We start from the raw sequence: 16,199 nt of genomic DNA on the forward strand, positions 1-16,199 counted from the left end.
AGGCGCCGTGCACGGATAAGAATGGGGCCGCCACGTGATATTCACCATTGATAGTTGACATCATCAGGATAAGCGTCACATATGAAATGAATGGGCTACACCGACCTGGACATGGACCTGCTGCGGACCTTCGTCACCATCGTGGACGCGGGTGGGTTCACGGCGGCGGGGGCGAGGCTCGGCCGCACGCAGGCGGCGATGAGCATCCGCATCAAGCGGCTCGAGGACCTGCTCGAGCGGCAGGTGTTCGACCGGAGCAGCCGCTCGCCGCTGCTGACGCGCGATGGAGAGCTGCTGCTGAGCTACGCGCGGCAGATTCTCAAGCTGAACGACGAGACGGTGCAGCGCTTCCTGGAGCCGGACAACGAGGGCGAGCTGCGGCTCGGGGTGGCGGAGTACTTCGTTCCGCACCACCTGCCCGTGGTCCTCTCGCGCTTCACGCAGGCGTACCCGCGGGTGGACATCCAGGTGAAGGTCGACTCCAACGAGAACCTCTTCGAGCTGCTCCAACGGGGCGAGCTCGACCTCGCCGTGTGCCGGCGCGATGACCCGCGCCAGGGAGGACGCGTGGTGCGCCGGGAGCGGCTGCGCTGGGCGATGGCGCAGGACTTCCGCGTGGATGCCGCGTCGGTGCTCCCGCTGTGCACGCTGCCGGCGCCGTGTGTCTTCCGCTCACGGGGGCTCGCGGCGCTGGACTCCGTCGGGAAGCCCTGGCGCGTCATCTACACGTGCGAGAGCGTGATGGGCGTCATCGCGGCGGCCCAGGCGGGGCTCGGCGTCGCCGTCCTCCCGGAGAGCACGCTCACGGGCGGGCTCATCCCGCTGTCCGCCGAGGAGGGCTTCCCGGAGCTGGGCGAAATCGAGCTCGCCGTCTTCGGGGAGCGCGCGGAGCGCAAGAGGCTGACGTCTACGCTCGTGCGCTTCATCGAGGACAGCCTGCGCCCGCTCGAGGTGCCGCGACTCGTGGGGTGAGGGGAGCTTCAGGTGGCCCAGGTCACCGTGCCCGGCGCGCCGCCCGTGGTCCAGCGCTCCAGCCGGAGCAGCTCGCCGCCGACGAGGCTGGGATGTCCCTGAGCATCCGGGGTGACTTCGCTCGGAGCCGCATGGGCATGCAGCCGTACCTGGATGGCGGAGCCGGCCGCGGCGCGGGCCCGGGCGAGGACCTGCTCCGCGAGCGCTCGGGTCTCCTCGATGGCGTGGGCCCGGGCGGTGCTCTCCTCGGGCAGCGCACGCCACGCGAGGAGGGCGTTGCCTCCCTCCAGTGCGAAGCGCCAGCCCGCGGCTTCCAGCGTGTCACGCGCCGCGTCCAGGGCCGCGTCCCGCGCGTCCAGGTCCTCGTCGGAGGGGTCCTCGGTGGACTCGGGGAATCGCACGTCCACGTAGAGGCCCGCGGCCCACGAGGGTGACGCGGCGGGGACGAGGGCCTCGCGCAGGGCTCCGAGGAACGCGGGCACGTCGTGCCAGCGCTCGTCCGGGCGCTTCGCGAGGCAGCGCCGCAGCACGGACTCCAGGGCCGGGGGCGCGTGGACACGTTCGCCCAGACGCGGAGGCGGCGCGTGCAGGTGTTGCTCCTCGACCTCCACGGCGCTCGGGCCCTCGAATGGGAGCCGCCCCGTGAGGAGCTGGTAGAGCAACACGCCCAGCGAATAGAGGTCCGTGCGCGAGTCCACGGACTGGCCGCGAATCTGCTCCGGCGCCATCGCCACCGGCGTGCCGAGCACCGCGCCCGCGCTCGTGAGACTGGAGAGCCCCTCGGGCACCTGGACGCGGGCGATGCCGAAGTCCACCAGCTTCACCGTGAAGCCCTCCGCGCGCGGGAGGACCATCACGTTCTGCGCCTTGAGGTCCCGGTGCAGCACGCCCAGCCGGTGCGCGAGGTGCAGCGCTCCACCCAGCTCCTCCATCACCGTGAGCGCCTCGGCGGCGGAGAAGGGGCCCCGGTGCGCGAGCCAGCGGTCCACGCTCTCTCCCGGCAGCCACTCCATGGCCAGCCACGGACGGCCGTCGCGCAGCTCGCCGTATTCGAGCACCTCCACGATGTTCGGGTGCCGCAGCGCCTGGAGCGTGTCCGCCTCCTGCTTGAACCGGCGCAGCACCTCGCTCACGTGGTTGTACTCGGCGCGCAGCACCTTCACGGCGGCGGGGGCCCGGGTGGACAGGTGGCTGGCGCGGTAGAGCCACGCGGTGACACCGGCGTGGACACGGGCCTCCACCACCCAGGGCCCCACGAGCGCCCCGGGCTCCAGCTCGTCGCCGTACAAGGACACCTCCACTCTGGTCATGGCCCCTCCGCTTCCAGTGCCCGGACGCGCTCCGTCCAGAGGGGCGCCTCGTGCGCGGTCTCATCGACTTCCCGGGCACGGGCTCGCACCGTCGCGGTATCTCCCGCGACCCGTGCCGCCCTCGCGGCCCACACGAGAACCTCCAGCCGCTCGTCCGGCGTGGCCTGCTGCCGTGCCGTCTCCACCAACCCGGCCCAGTCCTTCGGGTCATAGGGCAGCGAGCCCCGTGCCTCACCCACCACGCGGCGGACCACCGACAACATGAGCTGGTCCCCTGGAGGCAGCCGCGCCTGGGTGGAGGGCTCCTCCAACCACGTGAGCTGGCGTGCCGCCTCCGCCATGTCCCCCAGCTCGCAGCACAGCCGCGCCACCAGCAGCGCGTCCTGCGCCATGGAGCCCGGGAAGAAGCGCTGGCTGAGCACGCCGGCCCGCCGCGCCAGGGGCAGCGCCTCCGCCGCTCGTCCCTGGTAGCCGAGCAGCAGCGCCAGGTTGAAGGCCGACGTCCGTTCAATCTGCACGTTGCCCAGCTCGCGTCCCAGGGACACGGCGCGCTCCAGGTCCGCGCGGGCGCCCGCGACGTCGCGATGCTGCACGCGCAGCACCATCCGGTTGTTGAGCGCCACGCCCAGGTGCAGCGTGTCGCCCGTGGCCTCGCACAGGGAGATGGCCTCGTCGAAGCGCCGCGCCGCCTCGTCCAACCGGCCCGTCCACGCCAGCATGGCGCCGAGCATCGACAGGGCGATGGCCTCCGACTCCGCGTCGCCACCGGCACGCGCCAATTCCAACGCGCGTTCGAGCGGCGGCACCGCGCCGGGGATGTCCCCTCCGCGCACGACGACCCGCGCCCGGGCCAGCGCATGGCGCGCGGCCAGCTCCGGCGGCACGGTGTCTCCCAGCCGGCCCAGGGCCTGCTCCAGCAGGGCCGTGGAGCCCTCCGAGTCGTCCTGCCAGTCGAGGGCGGTGGCCTCCTCCAGCAACAGGTCCGCCTCGCGCACCGCGTCTCCGTGCGACTCCGCCAGGGCTCGCGCGGCGCGCAGGTCCGCCAGCGCGTCGTCGATGCGCTGCAGCCGGTAGCGCACCCGGCCACGGCCGGACAGCAGGTCCAGGCGGACCGTATCGTCTCCGCGAGGCAGCAGCTCCAGCGCCGCGGAGTAGTGCCGCTCCGCCTCCAGGAGCCGATGCGCGCGGCGAGCGGACTCGGCGAGCATCCGGTGGAGCGCGTGGGCCTGCGCGATGTCCCCGGCGCCCTCGGCCAGCCGCGCCCTTCGCACCGAAGCCGCGTGGGGCAGGGCCTTCAGGGCCGCCGCGCAGATGTGCCGCTTCCGCGCCGGGGGGAGCAGGGCGGCGAAGGCCTCGCGCAGCGTGGCGTGCTCGAAGCGCCAGCGCCGGGGACCGCGAGGCTCCAACGTGCCCGCGCGCGCCAGCCGCTCCAGGGCGACACCCGGGTCCAGCGACAGGTCCAGCGCGTCGCTCCCGTCGAGGTGCGCGAGCGTGGCGGACAACTCCTCCAGCCGGACCTCGTCCCCGAGCAGTGCCGCCACCTGGAGCACGGAGCGCAAACCCGACGGCAGGGCCGCCAGGCGCCGCTCCGCGAGCAGCTCGTCCGGACGTGAGCCATCCGAAGCCAGCGCGTGCAGCGCGTCCGCCGCGAGGTATGCGCCCCCATCCGCTCGCGCGCGGATGGCACCGGCTGCCCGCAGCACGCGCGCCGTCTCCAGCAGGCGCAGAGGAGAGCCACCGCACCGGTCCACCAGCTCGCGCACCACGCCCTCTGCAATCAGGTCCACCGGGCGCAGCAACTGGCGCAGCAGCTCGCGGGCGGCGCCTTCGTCGAGCGGGGGGAGCTCATGCAGCGCGGAGTCCCTGGCCCGCTCTCCCAGGTACGGCCGCAGGCCCAGCAGCCGGTGACGTCCGGCGAGCACCACGCACAGCGGAGCGCTCACGCCGGCCAGCGTGGCCAGCTCCAGCGCGTCCAGCGCGGTGGGGTCCAACGTGTGGGCATCGTCCACGAGCAGCACGAGCGGACGGTCCGCCGCGAGCCGCCACAGCCGAAAGGCCAGCTCCCGGGCAATGAGCTGCCGGCGCGCGGCCGGGTGCACCGTGGGCGCGTCCCCCACGCTGACGAGGAGCTTCCGGACCGCCTCGTCCGGAGGCGTGGACGGGGGCAGTGAGAAGAGGGTGGTGATGAGGTTGCGCAGGCCGCTCTCGCTCGCGCTGCCCTCGTCGGGCAGGGCCTCCACGAAGAGCGCGGACACGCCCGGTGTGCTCCGCAGCTCGCGGTGCCACGTGGTCAGCAGGCGCGTCTTGCCGTGGCCCTCCTGGCCCAGGAGGGTCCGCAGCGTCGGCGCTCCGCTGTCGCGTGCGCGTGCGAGTCCTTCTCGCAGCCAGGACAGCTCCGCCTCGCGGCCCAGGAGCGCGTCGATGGTGGGCAGCACCACCTCGGGAGCCGGTGTGCGGCCGGTGGGAGTCTCTCCGAGGTACGCGCGGGCCTCGGGCGTGAGGGCAGGGGACTCGACGGAGGCGGATGCGCCTGCCGGACTCACGGAGCTCCCGGAGGCGGGGCTTCGCGGCGGGGCCGTCGAGGCCGGCACAGGAGCCGGACTCGCGGAGCGGGCACGTGACTCCGCGGACGCGGGCGCTTTCGTCACATCGTCGGCCTGGAGGGGAACATCCCCGGGGCCTGGGCTCCGGAGACCATCCTGGGTAGGGGCCAGGGCTTCAGCGGATTCGGGAGCGGGCCACCACTTTTCGGGACGCTCCAGCGCCGCGCCTCCCACCGTCAGCCGGCCTCCGCGCTCGCGGACGCGCAGGGGCGCGCAGTGGATGACCCGCACCGAGCCGGAGGGCAACACGGGCCCCAGCACCTCCGCGGCCCTGAGCGCCGCGCGAAGCCCTGCCTCCACGCCGGACGCCTGGGGAAAGGCGAAGATGGCGAGCCCCGCCTCCACCCGCGCCAGCTCCGCGCCCGACGCGGAGAGCCGCGCGAGCATGGCTGGCACCTCCATCGACGTCTTCACCCCGAGCAGGGCCACCTCTCGCGGGCCTCGCGTTTCGGCTCCAGGAGGTCCGGCGCGCGCGGCCACCACCGGCGACGCCACCTCTGTGTCCGGCACCTCCACCAGCGCGTCCAGCAGCGCCGCCGCGCTCGGGAAGCGCTCCTCCGGGTCCTTCGCCAGCAGCCGCTGCACGAGCGCCTCCACCCGCGCGGGCACCGGCCCTGGCGCCAGCTCCCTCAGCGAGGGCGGTCGGCGCGAGACATGTCCCTGCAGCACGGCGGCCGTGTCCCCCACGAAGGGAGGCCGGCCGCACAGCAGCTCGAAGAAGACGACCCCCAGGCTGTACAGGTCCGCCCGCGCGTCCAGTGCCCGCGCATCCCTGCACTGCTCGGGCGCCATGTACTCGTGCGTGCCCAGCCGCTGGCCCGTGCGGGTGAGGGTGGGCGCGGGCGCCTCCGCGTCATCCACCGCCCCCAGCCGCGCCAGCCCGAAGTCCAGGAGCACCAGCCGCGCCCCGGCCAGCATCACGTTCTCCGGCTTCAAGTCCCGGTGGACGACGGCCGCCGCATGCACGTGCCCCACGGCCTCCGCCAGGCAACGCATGAGCGGCGCCGCCTCGCTCCAGGGCAGCGCCCCCGGGCCGGGCAGCTCCGCCAGCCTGCGCGCGAGCGTGAGCCCATCGATGCGCTCCATCACCACCACGGGCTCGCCCGTGACGGCGCGCGTCTCTCCCAGCAACCGGGGCGCCGCGGGCGGGCCGACGCGGCGAAGCGCCTCCACCTCCCGCTCCAGGCGCTCGCTGGCCAGGGGCTCCAGCACCTTCAGCGCCACCTCGCGTCCGTCCGCCTCGCGCCTCGCGGAGAAGACGCGCCCGAAGCCGCCGCGCCCCAGTGGGTCCACCACGGCGAAGCCCGGCACGTCCGGGGCCCGGGCCGGGGCCACCGCGGAACGCGGCTCGGCCGAGGGGTGGAGGGGACAGCGCTCCGCCACTCGGCGGTGACAGGTGGGACAACGCATCGCTGGTGGGAACGAACTCCAGAGAAATCCGTCGTTCGTTCAGAACCCGAAAATCATCTCACAGCGGGGCGCCGCCCGGGAGCTTCAGTCCGTCATCTCCGGCAGCTCCGGCAGCGTGTCCGGGTCGAGCTTCAGAATCACGCACAGCCGCGTCAGAGTGGAGATGGTGGGCACCATCACCCCGCGCTCCACCCGGGCCAGGACCTCCACGGGAATCTCCAGCCGCTCGGCGACCTCCTCCATGCCGAGGCCCGCCTGCTGGCGGGCGGCCTTCAGTGCCGCGCCGAGCACCTCGGCCTTTTCCCTCCGACTCGTCGTCATATCCCCGAGCATGACGCCATCCGGCCCGTCCGTCATCCAATTCACCACATGCCCGGGCATCCGACGCCCGGCCTCGAACAGTGGAATGGGACGTCCCGCCCTGGAAAGTGACGCCTGCCCCGCCCCCGAGCAGGGGGCGGTCTGGGGAGCGGGCATGGCCACCCCGCCAGGTCGTGCGCACGGTGGCCAGCGGGGGCAGTGGCACATTGGCGACGGGCGGGGGCTGTGTTAGGTCGCCCCTCCCCAGACCCCTGCCCAGGAGACAGGAGAAGCGAATGGCCCGCCGCCACATCCGCGTCGTCGGCGCAATGCTCCAGAACGAGCGGGGGTGCTACCTCATCACCCAGCGCCCCCCCACCGCGTCGCTGCCCCTCCTGTGGGAGTTCCCGGGCGGCCGCGTGGAGGAGGGCGAGGATGACGCGACCGCGCTCGCCCGGGAGATTCGCGAGGAGATGGGAGTCGACGTGCACGTGCTCGAGCAGGCCATGCACACCCATCACGAGTACCCGACGTACGACATCGACTTCCGCGTCTTCCGCTGCCGGCTGGCGGAGCCCGAGTCCCACATCCGCCACGTCCGCGTGCATGACCACCGCTGGGTAACGTTGGAGGAGATGCCCAACTACCGCTTCCCGGACGCGGACGCGAAGACGCTGGCGAAGCTGCTCGACCTGGACTCCTGACGTGCCGACCCGTCAGGTCGTGCTCTGTCTCTGCGCGGTGGCCGCGTTCGCCGCCTGCTCGCGCTCCAAGCCGGTGCCGGCCGCGGCCGCCGACGCGGCCGATGCTGGCTCCCAGGTGCCCGCGCACGGTGTGCCCGGCTGCACCCTGTATGGCGAGCCCCGGGAGACGGGCACCGTCCCGGACGCGCTGCCCGAGCTGTCCGGCCTGGCCGCCAGCCAGCGCCACCCCGGCGTCTACTGGGCGCACAACGACTCCGGCCACGGCTTCGTGCTGTACGCCCTGGACGAGACGGGCGCCCTCCGCGCCCGGCTGACGCTCACCGGAGGCGAGCCGCGGGACATCGAGGACGTGACGGTGGGCCCCTGCGCCCCCGGAGACTCCCGCCCGTGCGTCTTCCTGGCGGACATCGGCGACAACTTCGAGCGCCGGGATGAGGTGCGCCTGTACCGGCTGCCCGAGCCCGAGTCGCTGGCCGACGCCACCGTGCCGGTGGACGTGCTCAACTTCACGTACCCGGACGGCGCGCACGACGCCGAGTCGCTGGTGGCGGACGCGCGCTCGGGGCGGCTGGCCGTCGTCACCAAGACGCGCGACTCGCTGGGCGACGTCTACGCGCTGGACGGCCTCAAGCCGGGGGCGTCCGTGCAGGCGTCGAAGCTGGGCACGCTGGAGGTTCCCGAGGGGCTGGACCGGGCCACCACCGCCGCCTCGCTCCACCCCTCCGGGCAGCGCCTGCTGCTGCGCACCTACACCCGCGTGTGGGAGGTGCGTCAGCCGGACGCCGCCCGACTGGAGGACCTCCTGAAGGGACAACTCGTCGAGGTGCCGGGCGCGAGCCAAGCTCAGGCCGAGGCCATTACCTTTCTACAAGACGGCAACGGCTACCTGCTGGGCTCCGAGTTCACCAGTCAACCGTTGTTCCTCACGCGTTGTCGCTGATCCGTCGCTAAGGCTGGCACCTCAGGTGAAGCCCGCCTGCCGGGTTGACGGTATGGCGACGGTGAACATCTTTGGCCACAGCTTGGGGTACCGCCACCAGGGCAGGGTGCCACGGTGTGTGGAGGAGGGGGAGGGCGAGCGTGCCGACGATGAAGCCACAGGATTTGCCGCCGGGGATGAGCCCGCGCGGGAAGAAGACAGACAAGCCACCTCCGACGACACCGGGGCGGGGCTTCAAGCTCGGCTCACCGCTGGGCTACATCTTGTTGTTGGTCCTGGGCTTCCTGCTCTTCCGCAACGTCTTCCAGGACGCGGGCGTGCGGCGGGTCAGCTACAGCCAGTTCCGCGACGCGGTGGAGGCCGGCAACTTCAGCCGGGTCCAGATTTCCAACGAGTGGGTGAAGGGTTTCCTCAAGGACACGGCGCAGCAGCCGCCGCCGTCGGGGGACCGCACGCTGCGCAGCGAGCCCAGCGCCCTGCCGTGGATGGCGTACCGCGTCCCCGGTGACGAGTCGCTCGTCCCGTTGCTGCAGGAGAAGAACATCCAGTTCGAGGCGGTGCCGCAGTCCGGCCTGGGCGAGGCCCTGTGGATATGGCTGCTGCCGCTGGGCCTGTTCTTCCTCTTCTGGTCCTTCATGATGCGAAGGGTGGCCGGCGGCATCGGCCAGGGCCCGCAGAGCGTCATGAGCTTCGGCAAGACGCGCGCGAAGGTGCAGGCCGAGGCCGACACCGGCGTGGGCTTCAAGGACGTGGCCGGCGTGGACGAGGCCGTCGACGAGCTGCGTGAAATCGTCGAGTTCCTCAAGACGCCGGAGAAGTTCCGCCGCCTGGGCGGCCGCATCCCCAAGGGCGTGCTGCTGGTGGGCCCGCCGGGCACCGGCAAGACGCTGCTGGCGCGCGCCGTGGCGGGTGAGGCGGGCGTGCCCTTCTTCAGCCTCTCCGGCTCCGAGTTCGTGGAGATGTTCGTCGGCGTGGGCGCCGCCCGCGTGAGGGACCTCTTCGCTCAGGCCACCGCCAAGGCGCCGTGCATCATCTTCATCGACGAGCTGGACGCCATCGGCAAGAGCCGCAACGCGGGCGTCGCCGGCGGCCATGACGAGCGCGAGCAGACGCTCAACCAGCTGCTGGCGGAGATGGACGGCTTCGACAGCCGTGCGGGCCTCATCATCCTCGCGGCCACCAACCGGCCCGAAATCCTGGACAGCGCGCTGATGCGCCCGGGCCGCTTCGACCGGCAGGTGCTGGTGGACCGGCCGGACAAGCGGGGCCGCGAGCGCGTGCTGGAAATCCATTCGAAGGGCGTGAAGCTGGGCTCGGACGTGGACCTGAAGTCCATTGCCTCGCGCACGCCGGGCTTCGCCGGCGCGGACCTCGCCAACGTGGTGAACGAGGCGGCGCTGCTGGCCGCGCGGCGCAACCGCGACGCGGTGATGCGGGCGGACTTCGAGGAGGCGATTGAACGCGTGGTGGCGGGCCTGGAGAAGAAGAACCGCCGCATGAACGAGCGCGAGAAGGAAATCGTCGCGCACCACGAGGCGGGCCACGCGGTGGTGGGCTGGATGATGCCGCACGCCGAGCGGGTGACGAAGGTGTCCATCATCCCCCGCGGCCTCGCGGCACTGGGCTACACCATGTCGCTGCCCCTGGAGGACCGCTACCTCATGTCGCTGGACGAGCTGCGCGACAAGATGGCGGGCATGATGGGCGGCCGCGCGGCGGAGGAGATCTTCATCGGGGAGATTTCCACCGGCGCCTCCAACGACATCCGCCAGGCCACGGAGATGGCCCGGATGATGGTGCGCGACTACGGCATGAGCACCCTGGGCCCGGTGGCCCTGAGCGCCGACCACGGGCCGGGCTTCCTGCGCTCCGCGGGCATGCCGGAGTCCCGCAGCTACTCCGAGCAGACGGCGCGGATGATTGACGAGGAGGTCCGCAAGCTCGTCAGCGAGGCGCTGGACAGGGCGCGGCAGACGCTGCTCACGCACCGCGACAAGGTGCAGGCCCTGGCGGCGCGGCTGCTGGCCACGGAGGTCATCGAGGAGGACACGATGCAGGCCATCCTCGGCCCCAAGGTGGTGGCCCAGCGGGGCCTGCTGCACCCCGAGGCGCGCCAGGTCATCTCCGCGCACCCGGTGGACGTGGGCGGCGGCGAGGAGCCCACGCCTCCCACGCAGCACGCCACCGGCAAGTCGCCCCTGGACTCCTGAGTCCCCGGTGAAGCTCGCACGCCTGCCTCGCGGGCGTGCCTCCGCCCACCGCCACCGCGATGCCCTGCGGTGTCCGGTGGGCGAAATTATCTTGTGCCCGAAAGGAGGCGTCGCCGTGGAGAACAGGATCGGCAAGAGCTACATGGCCCGGAAAGCCCTCTTCGCCAAGGGGCTGAAGGAGGGGCGACTCTCGGTGCAGGAGATCGAGGCGGCATTGCCTCCGGGCACCCTGACGGCGGCGGAGCGCTGGCTCCTCTACTACTCGCTGCGCGCCGCGCAGGTGGAAATCATCGACGAGGTGACCGGGCAGGTGGACCACGGCTTCATGTCCGAGCCTCCCGCCGCTCCGCAGCAGCACTGAGCACCTGCGCGTTGACAGGTGGGCTGTCGCGGTTACGTTCCGGGCACAACCCATTAGCGCGCACACCGCGCACCCACCATCGGCTCAGGTACCTCGAAATGGACGGCAACCCCCGCACCGACGCAGCACCGGAAACCCAGCAGGCCCAGACCGCCAACGGCCCCGGCCCCGCCTCGGGCGCTGGTGAGCCTTCCTCGCAGCAGTCCCAGGGCGCGCAAGCCGCCCCTCCCGTCGACACGGAGAAGGAGCAGCTGCGGGCGGAGCTGGACGCCACCCGGAAGAAGTACGACCAGCTCGCCCGTGCCTACCAGGACGTCAACCGGGACCGCGAGGAGTTCAAGCAGCGGCTCACCCGCGAGCGCGACCGGATGATGGACGTGGAGCGCGGCAACGTGGCCACCACGCTGCTGGAGGCCATCGACGAGCTGGACCGCTGCCTCGCCGCCAGCGCCCAGGACACCTCGCCGCTCGCCCAGGGCGTGCGGATGATTCGCGACGGGCTGCTGGCGAAGGTGCAGGGCACCGGCATCGAGCGCATCCAGGTGGTGGGCCAGCCCTTCGACCCCAACGTGGCCGAGGCGACGGACATGGAGATCACCACCACCCCGGATGACGACCAGAAGGTGGTCGCCGAGGTGCGCGCCGGCTACCGGCTGAAGGAGCGCATCATCCGGCCCGCCCGGGTGAAGGTGGCCAAGTACGTGGCGCCGGCCCAGGCCTGACGGGCGCCCTGGGGCTCGGGAAGGGAGCGTCCGGGGTGGCTGTTGCCTCGGTCCGTCATGGCCCGCCGTGTAAGCTGCCGCCCCGTGTCCTCCCGACTGCTTTCCGTCCTCCTCGTCCTGGCGCTCGCCCCCGCGGCGGGTGCCGACGAGGGTCCGCTCGACTCATGGCTCAAGGCCCGGGTGCGCGAGCACGCCGCCTGGTTCGCCGCCCAGACAGGAGGGGAGGGCCGCACCGCACCCACCCCGGGGCTGTGGCGGGAGCGCACCGGGAATGACCCGGGCATCCCCGACTTCGTGCCCACCCCGTCGCTGGCGCCGCTGATTCGCGCGGTGGAGGCGGGCGTCGTCAACATCACCACCGTGGCCCCGCGCGACAGCGGGCTTACGGGGATGAAGAAGGCCACCGGCTCCGGCTTCGTGCTGACGCCGGACGGGCTGGTGCTCACCAACAACCACGTGGTGGCCGGGGCGCGGCAGATTTCGGTGCGCCTGTCGGACGGGCGCGCCTTCTCCGCCGAGGTGGTGGGCCGCGACGCGTCCACGGACGTGGCCCTCTTGCGGCTCGACGGCGCCGAGGCGGAGGACCTGCCGGCGCTCTACCTGGGGGACTCGGACCGGCTGGAGGTGGGTGACTGGGTGGTGGCCATCGGCAACCCCTTCGGCCTGGACCACTCGGTGGCGCACGGCATGATTTCCGCGAAGGAGCGCGTGCTGGGCGTGGGCCAGTTCGACGACTTCATCCAGACGGACGCCCTCATCAACCCCGGCAACTCCGGCGGGCCGCTCTTCAACATGAAGGGCGAGGTGGTGGGGGTGAACACGGCCATCATCAGCCAGGGGCAGGGCATCGGCTTCGCGGTGCCCATCAACCTGGTGAAGGACCTGCTGCCCAACCTGCGGGAGAACGGGAAGCTGGAGCGTGGCTGGCTGGGCGTGGTCATCAACGACGACGGCCAGGGCGGGGAGCGCCGCGCCCCCGTGGTGAAGGACGTCTACAAGGACAGCCCCGCGGCCGTCGCCGGCATCCGCCCGGGAGACCGGCTGGTGGCGGTGAATGGGCGGACCATCGCCTCGTACCTGCAGCTGCTGCGCAAGGTGGCGCTGCTGGCGCCCGGCACCGAGGCGCGGCTGACGCTCTTGCGCGACGGGCAGACGCGCGAGGTGACGGTGCGGCTGCGGGTGCGCCCGGCGCCGGAGGCCCAGGAGGCGCTGGGCCTGGTGCAGCGGACCTCCAGCGAGGAGGACGTGGGGCTGGCGCTGACGGACCTGACGCCGGAGGTGGCCGCGCCGCTGGGCGAGGACGCCTGGGCCGGGGCGCTGGTGTCGGGCGTCACGCCCAACAGCCCGGCCTTCGCGGCCGGGGTGCGGCCCGGCGACGTGGTGACGGAGGTCAACCGCCGCCGGGTGAAGGACGCCGCCGGGGTGCGCGCGGCGCTCGCCAAGGGGAGCGCCGGGGCCAGCATCCTCCTGCGGGTGAAGCGGGGCGAGGCGCTCCAGTACGTGGCCATCGCCCGCTAGCGGCTACTTGTTGGCGTCCTTGCCGTTGAGCCACAGGCCGAGCTGCTGGCCGGTGCGGCCCTCCGAGACGAGGATGCCCTCCACGCGCGCGGTGACGCCGAAGTTCTTCCCGCCGCCCTTCTTGGGCAGGCTCCACACGCCCTGCGGCGTGAAGACCACCTGCGCGCGCACGCCGCGCATGGAGAACAGCCGCGCGAACATCTGCGCGTTCCACCCGTCCGGCAGGGTGCCGGTGACGGCGAGGTACGGGAGGACGGGGTTGCCATTGGCGTCCGTCTTCTTCGGCGCGCCGTGCGTCAGGGCGTAGCGGCCCCCCGGGAAGAAGGGGGTGATGTTGATGGTGTACTCCCCCGACGCGGGCGAGTACGGCCCCGGCGCCAGCATGGTGGCGTCGTCCTCGGTGATGATCATGTACAGCCGCTTGCCCTGGTACTTCTTCCGGAAGGCCTCCGCCTGCGACTTGCACTCGGGGTCCACGAGCGCGCCCTCGCACGCGCCCACGTACTTCTCCAGGAAGGCCCCCAGCCCACCCAGGGCTTCGGCCTCGTCGCGCAGCTTCGCGAAGCGGGCGTCCACGTCGGCCAGGGCCAGCGCGGGAAGGAGGAGGGTGACGGCGGCGGCGAGGAAGCGACTCACGTGAGGGGACTCCAGGAAACGGGGGTTTGGCCGAAGACTGTGCCACCCCCACGCGCCCGCGGCACCTCCCTCTTGAGGGTGAGTGCGGGTGGACAGGGGTAGATGTAGGTGAAGAACTTGCCTACATGTGGCTACCATGTAGGGTGTGCCTGTCACCACCTGTTCCGGGAGGTAGCCCCCCAGTGTTCGAGCGTCCCCAAGAGCGTCGTAGCCACCTTCGTTTCGACAAGGTCTTCACCGTGTACCTCACCACCCAGGACGGGATGATGCGGGGGGTGGGCCGGAACATCAGCGCCCGGGGCATGTTCGTGGAGGTGCGCGACTCGGTGGGCCTGGGCGAGAAGCTCAAGGTGACTTTCGCGGGCGAGGACGGCACGGAGATGACGTGCCTGTGCGAGGTCCGCTACCAGGTGGCCCTGTCCTTCGGGCGCAAGGACGGGCGCGAGGGCAGCAGCCGCGGCGTGGGGCTGCGCATCGTCGCGTACGAGACGCAGGACGACGCGCCGCTGCTCCTGGTGGACCGCGCGCGGGTGATGCACTGACGTCGCGGCCGGGCCCGTGAGGGGCTTTCGCGGCCCGCCGCTCCCGGAACCGCGGGGGCTCGTGGGAGCCGCCTTTCAGGGCTGACGGGAAACAAGAAGGGCACGGCCTCCCAAGGGTGGAGGACGTGCCCTTCGTCGTTACAGCGAGTGGGGCTTCGGGGGTTACTGCGAGAAGCCCTCGAGGAGGTAGTGGGCCTCGATGCGCTTGAGCGCCAGGATCATGGCGGCGCAGCGGGTGTCGACCGTCTCACCGATGCAGTACTGACGGCTGTCGTGCATCTCCGTCTTGCGCGGCTGGTTGCGGGAGATGTCGCGGATGATGCGGTAGTTGCGCTTCATGGCGCGCTCGAGGCGCTGGTCGACCTCGGCCTCGCTCCAGCGCTCCATGCGCTTGTTCTGGATCCACTCGTAGTAGCTCACCGTCACGCCGCCAGCGTTGGCGATGATGTCCGGGATGAGCTCGATGCCGCGCTTCTGGAGGACGCGGTCGGCCTCGGGGGTGGTGGGGCCGTTGGCGCCCTCGGCGATGAGCTTCACCTTGAGGCGCTCGGCGATGTCGGCCGTGATCTCACCACCCAGGGCGGCGGGGATGAGAATCTCGGCCTGGACGTCCCACAGGTCCTTCTTCTCGATGCGCTGGGCGCCGGGGAAGCCGAGCACGCTGCGCTTGAGGTTCTTCGGGTCCTGGACGTAGGCGGCGAGGGCGTTCACGTCGATGCCGTCACCGTTGTAGATGGTGCCGTCGGCATCGTTGACCGCCAGGAGGCGGGCGCCCATGTTGCCCAGGATCATGGCGGCGTGGCTGCCCACGTTGCCGAAGCCCTGGAGGATGAACGTCTTGCCCTTCACGGACTCGCCGCGGTCGGCGTAGTAGTCCTCGATGCAGAAGGCGACGCCCTGGCCGGTGGCCTTGCCGCGGCCCTCGGAGCCGCCGATGCGCACGTCCTTGCCGGTGACGATGCCGCGCAGGTTGTGGCGCTCGCGCTCACCGTCGGAGAACTGGCGGTACAGGAGCGCCATGATCTCCGGGTTGGTGCCCACGTCGGGGGCGGGGATGTCGATGTTCGGCCCGATGAGGCTCTTGAGCCGGTACATGAAGCGCAGGGTGATGGCCTCCAGCTCTTCCTTGCCGTACTCGCGCGGGTCGATCTGGATGCCGCCCTTGCCGCCGCCGAACGGGACCTCGGAGATGGCCGTCTTCCAGGTCATCTCGGCGGCGAGCGCCTTGAAGAGGTCCAGGGAGACCTCGCGGTGATAGCGGAGGCCGCCCTTGTAGGGGCCGCGGGCCTGGTTGTGCTGGACGCGGTAGGCCTTGAAGCGCTGGGACTCACCGGGGACGAGCTGGTAGACCTTGCCGTCCGGCAGGCGCAGGTGGCCCTGGCGGATGGCGACGTCGGAGCCGAGGAGCGCGCGGCCGTTGAGGATGATGCTGCCGTTGGCCAGCAGCTCCAGGCCCTCCTTGTTGCGGACCTGCGTCTCGGGCAGGTCGGCGAAGGACTTCGCCCTGTCCGGGGCGAGCGGAACGAGGCGGTCCTTCAGCTTGGCCGTGACGTAGAAGATGTGCTCGTAGTCGGGCTCTTCCAGCTCCAGGCGGACGCGCTTGTCCAGCTTGATGAGGTCCGCGGCGCGGTGGAAGATCTCCATCGCCTCCGTGTAGACAGTGCGCTTGGGCGTGGGGGCCGGGGCGCGCATGAAATTCTCTTCGCTGGCCATGACGGGAAACGCTCCTTGTCGGCCTCGCCGGGGGTGTGTTGGTGGCGAGGCACGCGGGATGGCGGCCCTTATGTGCATAGCCGCCCTGCGGATTCAACCGCCGGCAGTGAGGTGTCATCCTTCAAAAAATGGAGGGATGACGGGCACTTATGGCAACGCGCTGTGTCAGCGAGGTCGGACGCGGTGTGTCATCGCTGTCACGGTGGATTCCCCGGGGACGGTTGCTGGGCCAAGGAGCTGTCTCTTATAAGCATCTCT

The 16,199-nt window shown here is 71.6% G+C and carries 13 protein-coding genes; 8 read left to right on the plus strand and 5 right to left on the minus strand.

The window, feature by feature from the left end; genetic code table 11:
- Nucleotides 1-90: 90 nt before the first annotated feature.
- Nucleotides 91-972, plus strand: coding sequence for a LysR substrate-binding domain-containing protein (locus HG543_RS06080; protein WP_169343722.1), 882 nt, complete (start codon nt 91-93; stop codon nt 970-972).
- 8 nt (nt 973-980) lie between these two features.
- Here HG543_RS06080 and HG543_RS06085 read toward each other — a convergent pair whose 3' ends face one another.
- The 3 genes from HG543_RS06085 to HG543_RS06095 form a co-directional block, all read right to left on the minus strand.
- On the minus strand, nt 981-2,282 hold the full coding sequence (locus tag HG543_RS06085) for a serine/threonine-protein kinase (RefSeq protein WP_169343723.1): 1,302 nt from the start codon (nt 2,280-2,282) through the stop codon (nt 981-983).
- Nucleotides 2,279-6,295: a serine/threonine-protein kinase gene (locus HG543_RS56195; protein WP_169343724.1), complete on the minus strand. Its 4,017-nt coding sequence runs from the start codon at nt 6,293-6,295 to the stop codon at nt 2,279-2,281. Before HG543_RS56195 ends, HG543_RS06085 begins: the two co-directional genes overlap by 4 nt.
- 84 nt (nt 6,296-6,379) lie before the next feature.
- The gene (locus tag HG543_RS06095) at nt 6,380-6,628 is read right to left on the minus strand and encodes a helix-turn-helix domain-containing protein (protein WP_246356796.1); all 249 of its coding nucleotides are present in this window, start codon (nt 6,626-6,628) and stop codon (nt 6,380-6,382) included.
- 263 nt (nt 6,629-6,891) lie between these two features.
- Between HG543_RS06095 and HG543_RS06100 the strand changes: the two genes are divergently transcribed.
- The 6 genes from HG543_RS06100 to HG543_RS06125 all read left to right on the plus strand — a co-directional run bounded on the left by HG543_RS06100 (nt 6,892) and on the right by HG543_RS06125 (nt 13,050).
- Nucleotides 6,892-7,299 (plus strand): (deoxy)nucleoside triphosphate pyrophosphohydrolase, encoded by a 408-nt coding sequence (locus tag HG543_RS06100; RefSeq protein WP_169343725.1) that lies wholly within the window; start codon nt 6,892-6,894, stop codon nt 7,297-7,299.
- A gap of 1 nt (nt 7,300) precedes the next feature.
- Nucleotides 7,301-8,239: a hypothetical protein gene (locus tag HG543_RS06105; RefSeq protein WP_343073285.1), complete on the plus strand. Its 939-nt coding sequence runs from the start codon at nt 7,301-7,303 to the stop codon at nt 8,237-8,239.
- Nucleotides 8,240-8,388: 149 nt separating this feature from the next.
- Nucleotides 8,389-10,449 (plus strand): ATP-dependent zinc metalloprotease FtsH, encoded by a 2,061-nt coding sequence (gene ftsH / locus HG543_RS06110; protein ID WP_246356801.1) that lies wholly within the window; start codon nt 8,389-8,391, stop codon nt 10,447-10,449.
- A 115-nt stretch (nt 10,450-10,564) separates the two neighbouring features.
- Nucleotides 10,565-10,810: a hypothetical protein gene (locus tag HG543_RS06115; RefSeq protein WP_169343726.1), complete on the plus strand. Its 246-nt coding sequence runs from the start codon at nt 10,565-10,567 to the stop codon at nt 10,808-10,810.
- 98 nt (nt 10,811-10,908) lie between these two features.
- Nucleotides 10,909-11,532 carry a nucleotide exchange factor GrpE gene (locus HG543_RS06120; protein ID WP_169343727.1) on the plus strand — a complete coding sequence of 208 codons (624 nt, stop codon included), beginning with the start codon at nt 10,909-10,911 and terminating at the stop codon, nt 11,530-11,532.
- A gap of 57 nt (nt 11,533-11,589) precedes the next feature.
- A complete protein-coding gene (locus tag HG543_RS06125; protein ID WP_169343737.1) occupies nt 11,590-13,050 on the plus strand; it encodes a trypsin-like peptidase domain-containing protein in 1,461 nt (486 codons plus the stop codon).
- Nucleotides 13,051-13,053: 3 nt separating this feature from the next.
- On the opposite strand, the gene HG543_RS06130 is transcribed toward HG543_RS06125, so the two are convergent.
- Nucleotides 13,054-13,686, minus strand: coding sequence for a DUF6066 family protein (locus HG543_RS06130; RefSeq protein ID WP_169343728.1), 633 nt, complete (start codon nt 13,684-13,686; stop codon nt 13,054-13,056).
- A gap of 182 nt (nt 13,687-13,868) precedes the next feature.
- Here HG543_RS06130 and HG543_RS06135 point away from each other — a divergent pair, with 182 nt between their 5' ends.
- Nucleotides 13,869-14,228: a PilZ domain-containing protein gene (locus HG543_RS06135; protein WP_169343729.1), complete on the plus strand. Its 360-nt coding sequence runs from the start codon at nt 13,869-13,871 to the stop codon at nt 14,226-14,228.
- 162 nt (nt 14,229-14,390) lie between these two features.
- Here the strand turns inward: HG543_RS06135 and HG543_RS06140 are convergent, their stop codons facing one another.
- Nucleotides 14,391-15,941 carry a Glu/Leu/Phe/Val dehydrogenase dimerization domain-containing protein gene (locus HG543_RS06140; protein ID WP_169343730.1) on the minus strand — a complete coding sequence of 517 codons (1,551 nt, stop codon included), beginning with the start codon at nt 15,939-15,941 and terminating at the stop codon, nt 14,391-14,393.
- Between the last annotated feature and the right edge of the window lie 258 nt (nt 15,942-16,199).

This window comes from Pyxidicoccus fallax (assembly GCF_012933655.1).
GTDB classification, from domain to species: Bacteria; Myxococcota; Myxococcia; order Myxococcales; family Myxococcaceae; genus Myxococcus; species Myxococcus fallax.